Annotated in this window: 15 protein-coding genes; 8 read left to right on the forward strand and 7 right to left on the reverse strand. The window is 62.5% G+C overall.

Going from position 1 to position 15,993, the window contains the following annotated elements; genetic code table 11:
- Positions 1 to 63: 63 nt before the first annotated feature.
- Positions 64 to 1,611, forward strand: a complete 1,548-nt coding sequence (locus AC2YI2_RS12910; protein ID WP_487386884.1) for a sugar ABC transporter ATP-binding protein — start codon at positions 64 to 66, stop codon at positions 1,609 to 1,611.
- The gene (locus AC2YI2_RS12915; protein WP_487387239.1) at positions 1,611 to 2,570 is read left to right on the forward strand and encodes an ABC transporter permease; all 960 of its coding nucleotides are present in this window, start codon (positions 1,611 to 1,613) and stop codon (positions 2,568 to 2,570) included. The genes AC2YI2_RS12910 and AC2YI2_RS12915 overlap by 1 nt, the downstream gene beginning before the upstream one ends.
- Positions 2,571 to 2,598: 28 nt before the next feature.
- Here AC2YI2_RS12915 and AC2YI2_RS12920 read toward each other — a convergent pair whose 3' ends face one another.
- Together AC2YI2_RS12920 and AC2YI2_RS12925 are read right to left on the reverse strand one after the other, a co-directional pair.
- Positions 2,599 to 3,765, reverse strand: a complete 1,167-nt coding sequence (locus tag AC2YI2_RS12920; protein ID WP_487386885.1) for an MFS transporter — start codon at positions 3,763 to 3,765, stop codon at positions 2,599 to 2,601.
- 186 nt (positions 3,766 to 3,951) lie between these two features.
- Positions 3,952 to 4,815 carry a DMT family transporter gene (locus tag AC2YI2_RS12925; protein ID WP_487386886.1) on the reverse strand — a complete coding sequence of 288 codons (864 nt, stop codon included), beginning with the start codon at positions 4,813 to 4,815 and terminating at the stop codon, positions 3,952 to 3,954.
- Positions 4,816 to 4,972: 157 nt separating this feature from the next.
- Here AC2YI2_RS12925 and AC2YI2_RS12930 point away from each other — a divergent pair, with 157 nt between their 5' ends.
- On the forward strand, positions 4,973 to 6,337 hold the full coding sequence (locus tag AC2YI2_RS12930) for an aminotransferase-like domain-containing protein (protein WP_487387240.1): 1,365 nt from the start codon (positions 4,973 to 4,975) through the stop codon (positions 6,335 to 6,337).
- Positions 6,334 to 7,287 carry a LysR family transcriptional regulator gene (locus AC2YI2_RS12935; protein WP_487386887.1) on the forward strand — a complete coding sequence of 318 codons (954 nt, stop codon included), beginning with the start codon at positions 6,334 to 6,336 and terminating at the stop codon, positions 7,285 to 7,287. The genes AC2YI2_RS12930 and AC2YI2_RS12935 overlap by 4 nt, the downstream gene beginning before the upstream one ends.
- On the opposite strand, the gene AC2YI2_RS12940 is transcribed toward AC2YI2_RS12935, so the two are convergent.
- The 5 genes from AC2YI2_RS12940 to AC2YI2_RS12960 are packed head-to-tail and all read right to left on the reverse strand — an operon-like array spanning position 7,278 to position 12,755.
- Positions 7,278 to 8,306: a histone deacetylase family protein gene (locus AC2YI2_RS12940; protein ID WP_487386888.1), complete on the reverse strand. Its 1,029-nt coding sequence runs from the start codon at positions 8,304 to 8,306 to the stop codon at positions 7,278 to 7,280. The two genes, AC2YI2_RS12935 and AC2YI2_RS12940, sit on opposite strands and share 10 nt — an antisense overlap.
- Complete coding sequence (locus tag AC2YI2_RS12945; protein ID WP_487386889.1) at positions 8,303 to 8,791, reverse strand: N-acetyltransferase family protein; 489 nt, start codon at positions 8,789 to 8,791, stop codon at positions 8,303 to 8,305. The genes AC2YI2_RS12940 and AC2YI2_RS12945 overlap by 4 nt, the downstream gene beginning before the upstream one ends.
- 14 nt (positions 8,792 to 8,805) lie before the next feature.
- Positions 8,806 to 9,735 carry a 3,5-dioxohexanoate:acetyl-CoA acetone transferase gene (gene kce / locus AC2YI2_RS12950; protein ID WP_487386890.1) on the reverse strand — a complete coding sequence of 310 codons (930 nt, stop codon included), beginning with the start codon at positions 9,733 to 9,735 and terminating at the stop codon, positions 8,806 to 8,808.
- Between the two features lie 9 nt (positions 9,736 to 9,744).
- Complete coding sequence (locus AC2YI2_RS12955; protein ID WP_487386891.1) at positions 9,745 to 11,112, reverse strand: aminotransferase family protein; 1,368 nt, start codon at positions 11,110 to 11,112, stop codon at positions 9,745 to 9,747.
- The gene (locus AC2YI2_RS12960; RefSeq protein ID WP_487386892.1) at positions 11,109 to 12,755 is read right to left on the reverse strand and encodes a N,N-dimethylformamidase beta subunit family domain-containing protein; all 1,647 of its coding nucleotides are present in this window, start codon (positions 12,753 to 12,755) and stop codon (positions 11,109 to 11,111) included. Before AC2YI2_RS12960 ends, AC2YI2_RS12955 begins: the two co-directional genes overlap by 4 nt.
- A gap of 231 nt (positions 12,756 to 12,986) precedes the next feature.
- Between AC2YI2_RS12960 and minC the strand changes: the two genes are divergently transcribed.
- The 4 genes from minC (at position 12,987) to AC2YI2_RS12980 (ending at position 15,986) form a co-directional block, all read left to right on the forward strand.
- Positions 12,987 to 13,742, forward strand: coding sequence for a septum site-determining protein MinC (gene minC, locus AC2YI2_RS12965; protein ID WP_487386893.1), 756 nt, complete (start codon positions 12,987 to 12,989; stop codon positions 13,740 to 13,742).
- A gap of 26 nt (positions 13,743 to 13,768) precedes the next feature.
- Positions 13,769 to 14,584, forward strand: coding sequence for a septum site-determining protein MinD (minD, locus tag AC2YI2_RS12970; protein WP_487386894.1), 816 nt, complete (start codon positions 13,769 to 13,771; stop codon positions 14,582 to 14,584).
- Positions 14,581 to 14,847: a cell division topological specificity factor MinE gene (gene minE / locus AC2YI2_RS12975; RefSeq protein WP_487386895.1), complete on the forward strand. Its 267-nt coding sequence runs from the start codon at positions 14,581 to 14,583 to the stop codon at positions 14,845 to 14,847. The genes minD and minE overlap by 4 nt, the downstream gene beginning before the upstream one ends.
- A gap of 164 nt (positions 14,848 to 15,011) precedes the next feature.
- Positions 15,012 to 15,986 (forward strand): helix-turn-helix domain-containing protein, encoded by a 975-nt coding sequence (locus AC2YI2_RS12980; RefSeq protein ID WP_487386896.1) that lies wholly within the window; start codon positions 15,012 to 15,014, stop codon positions 15,984 to 15,986.
- The last annotated feature ends 7 nt before the right edge of the window (positions 15,987 to 15,993 follow it).

A 15,993-nucleotide genomic window follows, 5' to 3' on the forward strand; every position in this document is an offset into this window, starting at 1 on the left:
TACTCATACCTCCCGCCGGCCTGTATTTCCTGTATGTTGAGAACAGGGAGGACGAATGAGCAGATGGTTCAGAACTTCATCGAGATCGTCGAAATTTCCAAGACATATCCCGGCGTAGTCGCGCTCGAAGCGGTCAGCCTCGATGTGGCCTCGGGCGAGGTGGTCGGTCTGGTCGGCGAAAATGGCGCCGGAAAATCGACGCTTATGAAGGTCCTTGGCGGAGTCGTGGCGCCCTCGGGCGGCTCGATCACCGTCGATGGCGTCAGCCACGAGCGACTGACGGTGAAGAGCTCGATGGCTGCGGGTATCGCCTTCGTCCATCAGGAACTCAATCTCTTCGACAACCTGACCGTCGCTGCCAACATCTTTATCGGCCGTGAACCGCGGCGGCCGGGCTCGCGCTGGCTGATCGCCGAGCGGAGGATGAACGAGATGGCGGCGCCGCTGCTTGAGCAACTCGGCGCGGAATTCGCCGCCGACACGTTGCTTGCCAATCTGTCGCTCGCTGAACGGCAGCTCGTCGAAATCGCCAAGGCGCTGTCACTCAATGCGCGGTTGATCATCATGGACGAGCCGACATCGAGCCTGACGGTGACCGAAACAGAACGGCTCCTCAATACGATCAGGCGGCTTAGAGCCAAGGGTGTCAGCATCATTTTCATCTCGCACCGCTTGAGCGAGGTGGAGGAGATTGCCGATCGTGTCGTCGTTCTTCGCGACGGCAAGCGCGTCGCCGAACTCCATGGCGAGGAGATCCGCCCCGACCGAATGATCCGGCATATGATCGGGCGCGAGCTCAAGACGCTCTACCGGCCACCAAATGGCAAGCCGGGCGCCGCGGTCCTCGAGGTGAAGTCCCTGCGCACCCGCTACTGGCCGGGGCAGGAAGTGGATCTCACGCTGCGCCGCGGCGAAATCGTCGGGCTCGCTGGCCTGGTCGGGTCGGGACGCACCGAACTTGCGCGCACGCTCTTCGGGCTCGACAAGCCGATGGCAGGCTCCATCGCGATTGACGGGAAACAGGTGACCATCGCGTCGCCCCAGGATGCGATCCGTCGTGGCGTCTATCTCATCCCTGAGGATCGCAAGCGATCGGGGCTGGTTCTCGAATTTCCTGTGGTCGACAATGTGACGCTTGCGAGCCTACTGGGCTTCAGCCGATTTGGCTTGACGGACCGCTCGTCCGAACGCGCTGCGGCTGATCGGCAGAAGGATGCTCTTCAGATCCGCGCGCCCAGTGTCGATGTCGAAGTCCGTTCGCTGTCCGGCGGCAACCAGCAGAAGGTGGTGCTGGCGAAATGGCTCTCGATGGCACCGCGCCTGTTGATATTCGACGAGCCGACGCGGGGCGTCGATGTCGGCGCCAAGAGCGAGATCTATCAGCTGATGCGCAATCTCTCCGGCGAAGGCGTCGGTATTCTGATGATATCAAGCGACATGGAAGAGGTAATCGGGGTGAGCGACAGGGTGGCGGTCATGCATGAGGGACGGATCGCCGGTGAATTGTCTCGCGACCAGGTGAGCGAACCAGCCATCATGGCGCTCGCGGTCGGTCGCGTCCGCGACGAGGAAGCGCCGCAGAAGGAATTCGAGGGAGAATTGGCAACATGATCAACCGCAAGGACCTCTGGCTTCTCATTCTGATCCTGGTCGTGGGCACGGTGGTCGCCATCATCAATCCGCGCTTCCTGTCGCCGATAAACCTTTCCAACACCGCCAATCTCATCGGTCTTTTCGGCATCTTTGCCGTCGCGCAGGCCTTCGTCATCATTGCCGGCGGCATCGAACTCTCGGTCGGTTCGATCATCGCGCTGCTCGGCGTGATCTTCGTCGACCTCGTCGCGCTGGGAACGTTGAACTGGAGCGTGGCGGCCCTGCTCGTCATCGCACTCGGCTGCCTGATCGGTCTCGTTCATGGTCTGCTGGTCGCGAAGATGCAGCTCCAGCCCTTTGTCGTCACCCTGTGCGGGCTGCTGATCTATCGCGGGGCGGCCCGCTACTACACGGACGACGCCACCGCCGGCTTTCCCTTCGGCGCGAGTTTTCCGGCGCTCGAATGGCTGACCACCGGCCGCTTCTTCGGCATCCCACACAGTCTGATCGCCTTCGCAATCGTCACATTGGTGATGGGCGTCCTGCTGCACCGCTCCGTCCTCGGCCGCTATTTCTTCGCCGTCGGCAAGAACGAGGAGGCCGCCCACTACAGCGGCATCAACACATCGGCCGTCGTCATCGCGTCCTACGTCCTTTGCTGCGGATTGACCGCGCTCGCCGCGATCTTCATCGCCATGTACACGCGCTCGATATCGCCTTCGTCGCATGGCAATTTCTACGAACTCTACGCGATTGCCGCCGCGGTGCTCGGCGGATGCTCGCTTCGCGGCGGGGAGGGCTCGATCATCGGCGTGGTTCTCGGAACCGTGCTGCTGCAGGTGCTGCAGAACCTGGTCAATCTGCTTGGCATCCCGAGCTCGCTCAATTTCGCGGTCATGGGCTCGGTCATCCTGATCGGCGTGCTGGCCGACCAGCAGATCTCGAAATCCAGGCGCACGGAACAGAAGGCGGCTTGATCGCAAGCTATCTATGAGGCGGGGATTTTTACGCCGACTGAAGCGCCTGCGCCTCCCGGCGCTTCGGCGCCAAGGCCGGGCTCGCCAGCAGTGAGCCGAGGATCAGCGGCAGGCAGACGAGATAGGCGTTGCGGATGCCCCAATGCTCCGCCACGAAGCCGAGCAGCGGCGGGGCCAGGAAGAAGACCACGAAGGACATCTGGGCGAGTGCGGCGACATTGACGACGGAGGGCCGGTCGGTCCGCTGAGCAGCAGCCGTCACGGCCATCGGATAGACAGCGCTGCAGCCGAAGCCCATCAACGCAAAACCGGCCAGTGCGACATAAGCGTGCGGGGCGAGCCAGACCATGGCGATGCCGATCGCGGCGGTGGAAAGCATCACGATCGCCACCGGCCGGGCGCCGTAGCGGTCCACGACAGGGTCGACGAAGAGTCGGGCAACGGCCATGAAGCCGGCAAAGAGCGTCAGGCCCGTACCGCCGATGAATGGTTCGGCATTGAAGACGTCGCGCATGTAGATCGCCGACCAGTCGATGCCGGCGCCTTCGACCAGGAAGGCCGAAAGGCCGATAATGCAGAGCGGCATGAGACCGAGAGTCGGCATTGCGAAATGCGGAGCGATGTCGCTCTCGGTGCCCTCGATGGCCGGGGCGTTCTTCATTCCCGCGACATTGATGACGCCGAGAATGAAGACAAGCGCCAGCACCATGTGCAGATGGGTCTGCATGCTGATCCCGGCCTGTCGGATGATCGAGGCCGAGACGGCGGTGATGAAAAAGCCGACACTCCAGAAACCATGCGCGCGGTTCATGATGCCGAAGCCGACCTGGGCTTCGATGCGGCCGACCTCGACATTGAGATTGATCTCGAAGGCGCCGCCGAGCAGACCGACGAGGAAGAGCAGGCAGAACACCGAGGGCGCATTGGGCATGAAGGGCGCGAGCGAGAGCAGGACCGCCGTGCCGAGGATCGTGATCATCAGCGTGGTCCTGGCGCCAAGCCGGACGACAATGGGCGAGGCGAAAGTCAGCGACACCAGTGCCCCGACTGCCAGGCCGATGAGCGTGAAGCCCAGCTGCGCCTTGTTGACCCCAAGCAGGACCTGAAGATCGGGAATGCGGGCCAGGAAGGCGCCGGTCGAGATCGCGATCAGGAAAAAGGCGAGATAGGTGCGGCGCTGCGGGGCGAGAAGCATGATCTGTTCGATGGCTGAGGCGCGGCAAGGCGCGAAGGCAAGGATCGACCGGAGTCGACACCGATGGTTAGGCCATATCCGAAGGCGAGACCAGCCACGAGCAGGTCGTTCATGGATAAAGGATTGGTCACACGACCATTTTTCCAAGGGGGTGCGGCAATAATGCCATGCCCCTCATGGCTGCCGTCAGCGCGCAAACCGACGGGCACCGGCAACGCAGAGCACGACGGCGATGGTGGTGACGATCATCGTCGGGCTCACATGTTCTCCGAGCAGGCTCGCAGCGAGCAGAAGGCCGAAGAAGGGTTGCAGCAGCTGCAGCTGGCCGACGCCGGCGATGCCGCCGCGCGCAAGGCCGTGATACCAAAAGACGAAGCCCACCAGCATGCTGAAGACGGAGACATAAGCGAGGCCGAGCCAGGATGGGTTGCTGATGTCCTGCCACGAGCCCGGCAGCGTCATGAGGGCGATGATGCCCATCAACGGCAGGGACAGAAGCAGTGCCCAGGATATGACCTGCCAGCCGCCGAGTGTCCGCGAAAGCTTGGCGCCTTCGGCATAGCCCAACCCGCAGGCGATGATAGCCGCGAGCATCAGCAGGTCGCCGACAAGCGAGACTTCACCGCCATAGGCGAGCGCGAAGCCGACCACGGTTGCGCTGCCGACGCCGGAGAACAGCCAGAAGAGAGGCTTCGGCCGTTCGCCGCCGCGCAGCACGCCGAAGATGGCGGTGGCGAGTGGCAGCAGGCCGACAAAGACGATTGAATGGGCGGAGGTAATATATTGCAGCGCGAGTGCCGTCAGCAGCGGGAAGCCGACGACGACTCCGATGGCCACGATTGCCAGCGAGAGGAGGTCGTTCTTTGCCGGTCGGGACTGGCGCAATACCAGAAGCAATGCCGCTCCGAGCAGCGCAGCGATGACGGCGCGGGCCGAGGTCAGGAACAGGGGCGAAAAGTCCGAGACGGCCACACGCGTCGCCGGCAGCGAGCCGCTGAAAATGATCACGCCGAGCAATCCGCTGCCCCAGCCGTCTATGGAAGATTTCATGCCGCCTCGCTTTCGTTGTCTTTGATACAGGCGGGGGACTGGCGCGGACAGGGACAGATCGATACAATTCGGTAAAACTGTACTGGTATCAGAAGCGATACAGTTGAGGTCTCACGACATGTTGCAGAGTGAAGCTGGAAGCCGGACGATGGATGTGATGACCGCGATCCGCTCGAAGATCGCAGGCCGTGCGCTGTTGCCAGGGGAGAGGCTGCCATCGATCCGTGGCTTTGCAGCATCGATGAACGTGTCGCCGTCTACCGTCGTCGAAGCCTATGATCGTCTTGCCGCCGAGGGCTTGATCCGGGCGGTGCGCGGCTCGGGCTTCTATGTATCGAGTGGTGCGCTACCACCGCTCAAGCTCGGCGAAACGGCTTCGCCGCGCGCTCGTGCGGTCGATCCGTTCTGGGTGTCGCGCCAGTCGCTCGATGCGGAGGATGGCGCGCTGAAGCCCGGCTGTGGTTGGCTGCCGGCCGACTGGATGCCGAATGATGCGCTTCGTCGCGCACTGCGCAGCCTGGCGCGGAGCGGGGATGATCTGCTCGCCTATTACGGCACCACGCAGGGGTCGCTTGCGCTTCGTCGTTTGTTGCTTGGCCGCTTCGCGGAGGAGGGCGTCGAGGCCGGACCGGACCAGGTGATGCTGACCAATACGGGGACCCAGGCGCTGGATCTCGTCTGCCGCTTTGTGCTTCGGCCCGGCGATACGGTGCTGATCGACGATCCCTGCTACTTCAACTTCCAGGCGCTGCTCAGGGCGCATCAGGTGAGGATCGTTGGGGTGCCCTATACGCCTGTTGGGCCCGACATCGCCGCCTTCGAAACTGTGCTCGCGGCCGAGCATCCGCGGCTCTACATCACCAATTCGGCCCTTCACAATCCGACCGGCGCGACGCTCTCGCCGCAGACCGCGCATCGTCTCCTGAATGCCACTGCCCGGCATGATGTCACGATCATCGAGGATGACATTTTCGCCGACTTCGAACCGGAGCCGTCGTCGCGGCTGGCGGCGCTCGGCGGGCTCGATCGTGTCGTCCGTATCGGCAGCTTCTCCAAGACGCTCTCGGCCTCGGTGCGCTGCGGCTATATCGCGGCACGGCCGGATTGGATCGAAGGTCTGGTGGATCTGCAGGTGGCCACCAATTTCGGCGGACCGAGCCCGGTCTCGACCGAGTTGCTTTCGCATGTTCTGGCGGGCGGCGGCTATCGCAAGCATATGGAGGAGCTGCGGCGCAGGCTGGTCCGGGCGCGTCGTGAGACTGCGGACAAGCTCGCGCAGATCGGCATCGAGCCCTGGCTCATGCCGCGCGGCGGTTTCTATCTCTGGAGCCGGTTGCCAGAGGGCGTCGATTCCGCGCAGCTCGCCCAGGCGACGATCGCACGAGGCATCGTCCTCGCGCCGGGCAATGTCTTCAGCGTGTCGCAGAGCGCCTCGCGATTCATGCGGTTCAATGTCGCCCATATGCAGGATCCGCGGATCTGCGTGGCGATCAATGACGAGATCAGGAAGATGATGCGATGACACCGCCGCGCCGGCGCTTCGTTTGGGAAATCGACTGGAACCTGTTGCGCACTTTCATGGTGATCGTGCAGGAAAAAGGGCTGACAGCAGCGGGTGAGAAGCTTTCGCTGAAGCAGCCGACCGTCAGCAATGCGCTGAAGCGGCTTGAGACCCATATGGGCGCGAAACTGCTGGAGCGAAATGCCTCGCATTTTGCCGTCACGCCAGCCGGTCAGCGACTGTTCGATGACTGCCTCGCGCTGTTTGACATCGTCTCTGGCCTGCCGCAGCAGATGGAGGAGCAGCCGGAGGATGTGACCGGCCATATCGAGATCGCATTGGCGAGCCACGTCGTATGCCCGTTCTTTGACGAGGTCCTCGGCGCGTTCCACAAGGCGCTGCCGCATGTGACGATCTCGATGACCGTTATGTCGAGCCAAGAGGTGATGGCCGCCGTGGCCAGCCGTGACGCGAGCTTTGGCATCTGCCTGATGCAGGAGCGGATGGCGAAGCTCGAATATGAGACGCTCTACCGCGAGAGCTTTGGCTATTTCTGCGGGCCGCGACACCTGCTCTTCGGTAAGTCAAATCTGACTCTCTCCGACTTGCGCAATGAGCCCTATGTCTCGTTCAAGACCGATCAGATGTCAGGCGCGCTCTGGCCGGTCGCGCTGCTTCGACAGCAGGAGGGTTTCGAGGGCGAGACGGTGGGAACGTCGTCGCATCTTGAAGAGGTCAAGCGCTTGATCATCGCCGGTTTCGGCTTTGGTCCTCTGCCGATCCATGTTGTCGAGGACGATGTGAAGGCGGCGCGGCTCTGGCGTCTACCGCCGTATCACGACGCGCCGGTGGTCGATGTTCACTTGGTCCATGACCGCTCGGCACGCCTGAGCCGCGCGGAGCGTCTCCTGCTCGACGACCTGCGCCATGCGATCGCCTCGATCTCCATCGGCGAACGAACCTACCCCTGAACGGCGCCGAAGCCTGACAGGAAGGAGGTCAGGTTGTTGCCGAGTTCATCACAGAGATAGCCGCCCTCCTGGACGATGACAGTGGGGAGCTTGAGCTTCGCGATGGCTTCGCCGATGCGCGCGAAGCCCGGTGTCGAGACGGAGAGACCGCCGAACGGATCCTTCTCGAAGGCATCGAGGCCGAGCGCGACAACTATGGCGTCGGGAGCGAAGGCTTCGACACGGCGGAGCGCTGCCGAGAGTGTGTCAAGAAAGGCCGCGTCGGCGGATTTGCGGGGCAGCGGCAGGTTGAGATTGTAACCCAGGCCGAGGCCTTCGCCACGCTCGTCGGCATGGCCCCAGAAGAACGGGTAGAAGCGCACCGGATCGGCATGGATCGAGACAGTCAGCACGTCATTGCGCTCGTAGAAGACGCCTTGCGTGCCGTTGCCATGGTGCAGGTCGACATCGATGATCGCAACCCGGTCGGCCTGCTTGCGCAAGCGCTGGCCTGATATGGCGGAATTGTTGAAATAGCAGAAGCCGCCAGCGACATCGCGGAAAGCGTGATGGCCGGGCGGACGGCACAGCGCGTAACTCCAGCCGTCACCCGCCAGCACGGCGTCTGTGGCTGAGACCGCCGTCCACGCGCTCCAGCAGGCGCTTTCCCACGTGTCCTTTGAGATTGGGCAGGAGGTGTCGGCCATATGATAGCCGGCCTGGCCGACTGCGGAAGCGGGATATGAGCCGGTGCGGGCGATCGGATGGATGTTCGGGATCACCTCGATAGAAGCACCTTCGATCCGCTGCCAGCGTTCATAGATGCGCTTGAGGAAATCAATATATTCCGGCGTGTGGATCGCCGCGATCGGGCCGAGACCGTGATTGGCAGGGCGCAGGATTTCAACGCCGGCGGCACGGGCGCCTGATAGTAACCGTTCTACGCGCTCGGGCTGCTCCGGATTGGGCTGCGGGGCGCCGCTCGACAGGAAGAAGGTCGGGTCGTGGCGCTTCTGCTCCTCTGCGAAGAATGCCTTCATGGTGCACAGGCTCCGCTTTTGGCGAGCGTGTCGAAGGCGTCGCCCTTGATCATGCGGATCTGCTCATCGCTGGAATGAACGATGCCCAGCCGCTCGTAGAAGGTCTGGGCCTTGGGGTTCGTGATGTCGACCGACAGCCGGAGATAGCCGGCGCCGCGCGCCTTTCCGCGCCGGGCCGTTGCCTGCAGGAGTTTTTCGCCGAGACCCTGGCCTCGGAAGGCTTCATCGACATAGAGATCCTGCACATAGATGCCGGGTTCGCCGCGCCAGGTCGAGAAACTCTGGAAGGTGAGACAGAGACCGGCGAAAGCGCCGTCGATCTCTGCGATCAACACTTCGAAGGCCGGATTTTCGCCAAAGCCATGGGAGCGGATGTTTTCCGCCGTCGAGACCATCTTGCCCTCGGCGCCCATCGCCCGCGCCATGGCCAGGAGCGCGGCATGGATCGTCTCCGCGTCCGCTGCCTCGGCCAGCCTGATTGTCAAGTTTCCCGCCATCGTCAGAATGCCACCCGGTCGCCGCCCTTGAGGCCGAGCATATCGCGGGCCTCGTCCGGTGTCGCTACGTCCAGCGATAGGCCCTCGAGAATGCCGCGGATGCGGTGGACCTGTTCGGCGTTGGATTTCGCGAGCTCCCGGCCGTTGTAGAGGCTGTCCTCCAGGCCGACGCGGACGTTGCCGCCCATGGCTGCGGCCATGGTGATCATCGGCATCTGCTGGCGGCCGGCCGCAAGGACCGAGAAGCGATAGTCGTCGCCGAACAGCTTGTCGGCTATACGCTTCATATGGATCAAATTTTCCGGATCGGCGCCGATGCCGCCGAGCACGCCGAAGACGAACTGGATGAAGGGCGTGCCCGGGATGAGGCCACGGTCGCGGAAATGGGCGAGCGTGTAGAGGTGGCCGACATCGTAGCATTCGAACTCGAAACGCGTGCCGCAGCCTTCGCCGAGCCGCTTCAGGATCGTTTCGATATCGCCGAAAGTGTTCCTGAAGATCGTATTGCGGGTCGCCTCCAGCAGTTCCGGCTCCCAGCTGTGCTCCCATTCGCGCGGTCGGTCGAGCGCCGGGTAGAGGCCGAAATTCATCGAGCCCATGTTGAGCGAGCACATTTCAGGCTGCGCCTGAAGTGCGGCGGCAAGGCGGTCCTCCAGCGTCATCAGCGATGAGCCACCGGTGGAGATATTGATCACCGCACTGCTCGCTTGCTTGATCACGGGCAGGAAGCGCATGAAGACCGCAGGGTCGGCCGTCGGCTTGCCATTGTCGGGGTCGCGGGCATGGAGATGCAGGATCGAGGCCCCGGCTTCGGCGGCCTCGATCGCCTGGCTCGCAATGTCCTCGGGCTTCCAGGGCAGATGCGGCGACATGGAGGGCGTGTGGACCGAGCCTGTCACGGCGCAGGTGATGATGACTTTCTTCGACTTCATAACAGTGCCTCAGCCGCGCATTGGAAGTTTGAGCTCGTCGGCGAGTTGCTCAAGCGTGCCGTCCAGAATCGTCATGATCTCGCCGACCTGTTCCGGTGTGGTGATCATCGGCGGGCAGACGAGGAAATGGTCGCCTTCGACGCCGCCGCGGGTGCGGCGCGAATAGATGACCAGGCCGCGCTCATAGGCGATATCGACGACGCGCTGATGGGCTTCGAGATGTTTGGGCAAAGGGGCCATCGTCTCGCGGTCGGAAACGAATTCGGCGGCGAGCAGCATACCTTTGCCCCTGACATCACCGATGAAGGGATACCGTTCAGCCAGGCTTTCAAGTTCGGATTTGATGAGCGCACCGACGGTGGTCGTGTTCTCCAGCAGGTTCTGGTTCTCGATCTCCTCCAGCACGGCGAGGCCAGCGGCGCAGGCCAAGGGATTGCCGGCATAAGTGTAGCCATGGGCGAAGCCGCCCTTGTCGAGCACCGGCTGCACCAGTCCGTTGTGGGCGATCATCGCGCCGAGCGGGCAATAGCCGGCACCGAGACCTTTGGACAGCGCGATGATATCAGGCCGGCAGCCCCAATGGTCGCCGCCGAGATATTTGCCGGTGCGGCCGGCGCCGCTCATCACCTCGTCGTGGATCAGCAGGATGCCGTATTTGTCGCAGATTTCGCGGATGCGCGGATAGTAAGAGTCGGGTGCGACGAGCGCACCGGTCGAGGCGCCACCGATCGGCTCCATGATGAACGCGAGAATGCTCTCGGGACCTTCCGACTGGACCTTCTCCTCGAGCAGGTCGGCATAGCGGAGGCCGCGCTCTTCCATCGAGAAATTGTCCCGGTCGAGATAGGCGGTCGGCGCCTTGATATGCGGCATGTCCTGCAGCATCGGCAGGAACGGCTTCTTCAGCGCATCATATCCGGTGACCGCAAGCGCGCCGAGCGTCGAACCGTGATAGGACGGAAAGCGCGAAATGACCTTCCAGCGATGGCCCTGATCGGTGGCCAGCGCCCACTGGCGCGCGAGCTTCAGCGCCGACTCGACGGCCTCCGATCCGCCGGAGACGAAAAACACCTTGTTGAGACCTTCGGGCATGTAGCCGACAAGGCGGCGGGCGAGATCCTCGGCCGGCTGGTTTTCGAAATGCAGGCGATAGGCGAAGGTCGCCTTGTCCATCTGATGCTTCATGGCATCGAGGACGTTGCGGTTGGAATGGCCGATATTGACGACCATGGCGCCGCTTGATCCATCGATCACCCTCCGGCCATGCTCGTCCCAGATATAGATGCCCTCGGCATGATCGGCGAGCGGGCGGCGCAGGCGGGACTGATAGAAAAGATGGGATGCCGGCCGCGTGGCCGCGTTCTGATCGGTGGTCATGATGCACTCGCTGCGAGATAGCGGTCGAGTATGTTGCGGGTGACGCGCTCGACCATCGCGTCCTCCTTGATCAGGCCGGCGATCCATTCGGTGGAACCGACATGGAAGACCTCGCCCTTGCCCTTGGGGAAATTGACGATCATGCCGCAACCGCGCTTGACCTTTTCGAGATTCTCGTCGCTCGGGCTGCCATAGAGCACCTCTGCGGAGAACCGGCCGTCCTCGTCGGAGAGGAAGCGATTCTCGGGGCCGATATCGGCGCTCTCCTCGACCAGCGAGGTCATGCCCAGCGCAAGAATCTGAAGGCCCTCCGGATAGGCGTCCTCGCCGCCGGGTTCGGGCAGGCCGTTGCGGATGACATAGTCGAGCCCGTCGACCTCATAGCCGAACACATGGCTCGCACCGCCAAGCAGGTCGCCGTAGTAGATGCCGGTGCCGGCAAAGGCCCAATGCTCCGGCCGATAGACCGGGAAGCCGCGAACGCCGCGTGGCGCACAGCCGCCCCAACCGGCGTAGAGCCCACGCGTGGCATTGAGGCCGAAGGTCATCGCGCCTGGTCGGCCGATCTCGGGCACTTCCCAGGAATTGGTGGCGCGAGTGATATCGCCTCCGTTGGTGTAGACTGGGTCCTCGGCGCGGGCTCGATACTTGTAGCAGACCTGCGTCCGGCCCTCGTCCTCGAGCCGAGTCTGCCACATGAAATTGCCGGCAAAGCGTGTTGCTCGGCCGCCGCGGGTGACGAAGCTATCGACGGCGTCGCGCATCTCCCAGGTCCAGTATTCGTCATGGCCGATGCAGGTGATGCAGTCATAGCCTTCGAGGATTTCGGGGCGGAAATGCAGTTCGTGCTGGCTGATCAGGTCGATCGCATAGCCGGATCGTTCGGCCCAGCGGAAGAAATGACTGTCGTAGCTCGCCCAGCCTGAGGATGCATATTTCTTGGAATGGCCGGTGGCATAGGCCCATTCCATATGCGGATAGCGCGGGATCGTGGCCGGCGGCGTCTCGATGTCGAGCGGCACGCGCGGCGCATCTTTCGGCAGGACGACGAAGCCACGGCACCAGGGGCGCTGGGTGCTGACGCGGGTGGCGTATAGGTCTCGGTTGGGGCCGGTGATGCCCTGGTAATGGTTCGAGCCACCCCAGGTGTTGTATGCGGTCCAGGTGCCGGTTGCGGCGATCTGGAGGAGACGGCCGTTGCCGTGGTCCGGGCCGGGACAGAGGATGAAGAGGTGGTGCGAGATGATGGGCGCGCCGTCTTTGCCGGTTGCCCTCAGCGTCAGCCGATAGGCGCCCGACGTCCAGTCGGCCGGGATCGTGAATCGATGTGCAGGTTGCCAGCCGCAGCCTTCGACGGAACATTGATCAGGTGTTTCCTGCCAGGTCGTCCGGACGCCACCAATCGTCGTGACATGGGTTTCGACTCCGCCGTCTCTGGTGATGTCGATGTCGCAGGTCTCAGATGTCGCGGAGATACAAAGTATCATCTCGTCGCCGGGGAAATAGGAGAAGCGGTCCGAATAGCACCAGATCTCGCCACGCTCGCCGTCCATGCCCGGATATTCGTAGTAGTGCCCCAGCACTGCCTCGCGACGCTGTGCTTCGGTCAGTCCGAAATCCGGGAATTCTTGCTTCGCCATCATGCCAGCCGCTTTGCCACCGGCGTGGAACACCGGCCCTCCGCTGCACCATCGGTCAATCCCTTTCATTGCGCAAATAGATAGTTTCAATGCCGATCATAGCCCCGGGGAATGAAGGCTACTCGTCATATTGGCGTCATCAAGTCAGCGCCAATCCAGCCTCGTGCAGGCAGCCGCTGTTAAGACAATGTTAACCATGCCCGCCTAGCTTCTGGTTAACAAAGATTAAGACAGATGAATGAAGCCCTAACTGACGCCCGCTCGATTCGAATCAAGGGACGCTCCTTCCTGGCGGTCGTGCTTTCGCCGGAAGCGCCGCTCGATGATTGGGTCGTGAAGCTCGACGACCTCGCCACCCGTTCTGCCGGGTTCTTCCTGGAACGTCCTGTCGTGCTCGACATTACCGATCTCAAGATCGACAAGAAGCAACTCAAGGTCCTGCTTGCGCAGCTTGCGGAGCGCAATGTCCGGATCATGGGACTTGAAGGCGCGCGGCCCTCGTTTATCGAGCCGGGCATGCCGCCGGCAATGAAGGGTGGCCGGCCGGCTGCCGATGTCGAAGTGCCGAATCGCGAAGGGGTGGCGGTTGCCGTTGCTTCCGAATCCCTGGCGAGCGAGCCGGTGGCACCGATCGTGCAGGTGGCCGATATCAGGCCCACGGCGCCTTCGATCGTGATCCGCGAACCGGTGCGATCCGGGCAATCGGTGATCTTCCCGGAAGGTGACATCACCATTGTCGGGTCGGTGGCATCGGGTGCGGAAGTGATCGCCGGAGGTTCAGTGCATGTCTATGGCACCCTGCGCGGCCGGGTGATGGCGGGATCGCTGGGCAACGGCTCGGCACGCATCTTCTGCCGCAAACTGGAAGCGGAACTGCTGTCGATCGACGGCATCTACACCACGGCGGACGAGCTGTCGCCCGAGCTTCAGGGCCAGTCGGTCCATCTCTGGCTCGATGGCGATGAAATCAAAGCACAAAGATTGACGTGACAATGAAGAAAGACGGAGAGGCTAAGATGGGGAAAGTAGTCGTCGTGACATCTGGCAAGGGCGGCGTCGGCAAGACGACGTCGACCGCCGCTCTCGGTGCGGCGCTTGCAATGCGCAACGAGAAGGTCGTGCTCGTGGATTTCGACGTCGGCCTGCGTAATCTCGACTTGATCATGGGCGCTGAACGGCGGGTCGTTTACGACCTCGTCAATGTCATACAGGGCGATGCCAAGCTGACGCAGGCACTGATCCGCGACAAGCGGCTGGAAAACCTCTTCCTGTTGCCGGCCTCGCAGACTCGCGACAAGGATGCGCTGACCCCCGAGGGGGTCGAATGGGTGATCGCCGAACTCAAGCGCTATTTCGACTGGGTGATCTGCGACAGCCCGGCCGGCATCGAGCGCGGCGCGACGCTTGCCATGCGGCACGCCGACACGGCCGTGATCGTCACCAATCCGGAAGTCTCGTCGGTGCGCGACTCCGACCGCATTATCGGTCTGCTCGACTCCAAGACAGTCAAGGCCGAGATCGGCGAGCGTATCGAGAAGCACCTGCTTCTCACCCGCTACGACAGCGTCCGCGCCGAGCGCGGCGACATGCTGAAGGTCGACGACGTCCTTGAGATTCTCTCGATCCCGCTTCTCGGCATCGTGCCGGAGAGCATGGAGGTGCTGAAGGCCTCGAATCTCGGCGCGCCGGTCACCTTGGCCGACAGCCGCAGTGCTCCGGCAATGGCCTATTTCGACGCCGCGCGCAGGCTGGCCGGGGAGGACGTGCCGATCTCGATCCCGGGTGCAAAGGCAGGATTCTTCGGCAAGTTCTTCGGTCGGAGGGCTGCATGAATATTATGAATCTCTTCAAGCGGCAGAAATCATCGGCCCCCATGGCCCGCGAGCGGCTGCAGGTGCTGCTCGCGCATGAACGCTCGTCGATCGGCCAGACCGATCTCGTGGCGATCCTGCGCGAGGAAATTCTCGCCGTCATCTCCAAACATGTGCAGCTCGACGCTGACAAAGTTCAGGTGAAGCTCGACCGCGACAAGAATTTCTCGCTGCTCGAGATCGATGTCGAAATACCGCTGAATTCGGCGCTTAACGCCGCTTGACAAAAGTTGGCTCCAAGCATGCGCGCCGCGGCATCGCCCGCGGCGCTTTGTGTTTCAAGTGGTGCCTTGACTCCTCCCGCATAAGTGCAGATACTTCATGTGTTAAATAGATCGCGGCCCATTGCGGGTTTCGCAGGTTCAACCGGCACTGTTGGGAGGCAGAGTTGGAACTGTTGCGCAGCGAAAATCTCACTCCTGTCCAATGGTCGCTCATTGCTTACGAACAATGGCGGCATGACCTTCATTCGATCTGCGGCAGCTTCAATCCGCTACCGACCGACAAGGGTAAATCGGTCCGGGGTGCTGCCCGCGGCATTGACGTTTGCGGCATGCAGTTCGCCCATGTCTCGAATGACCTTGATTTCGTCCATCGCAGTCATGAGGACATACGCCGCGACACGGCCGAACATCTCTTCCTGATCGTGCAGCTCGAGGGCTCCTGCGGTGTAGACCATAGCGGCCAGCAGAACACGCTCGATGTCGGCGACTGCATTCTCGTCGACTCCACCAAGCCGACGACCTTCCATTTCGGCGGCCAGTTCTCCAATCATCTCTCGATGCACCTGCCGCGGCAGATTATGTATTCGGAAAGGCGCGACTCGTTCGAGGTCGCCCGCAAGCTTGTAGGTTTCGATCCGATGGCGATCATGCTGCGCGCGCTGATCGCCAAGATCATGTCGACGCCGGACAGCGATCCGAGCGCCGGCAATCTGCGTGAACTGATGTTCAACGCGACGCGCCAGGCTTTCGTCGCCGAGGCGGCAACGATCGAGCACATGCAGTCGCTGCACGACAGCGCCGCACGGCGGCTGCAGATGGTCGACATCCTGATCGACCGGCATCTGACGGAGAGTGATCTCTCGGCCAAGTGGCTGGCGACGCGGATCGGCGTTTCGATCCGCACGCTGCAGGAGGATTTCCAGGGCATGGGCGTCACCTGCACCACCGTAATCCGTGACAAAAGGCTGCGGCTTGCGCGCGAAAAGATCGAGCAGATCAAGGACGCGCGCTTCGGCCAGACCATTGCGGAAGTCGCCTACGCCGCTGGCTTCAACGACATTTCCTATTTCAATCGCAGTTTCCGGGAGCTGTTCGACTGCGCGCCGACCGACCTCCTGAAGCCCGCCGGACGCGCCTGATGCGCAC

This window comes from Rhizobium sp. SRI_017 (genome assembly GCF_057586295.1).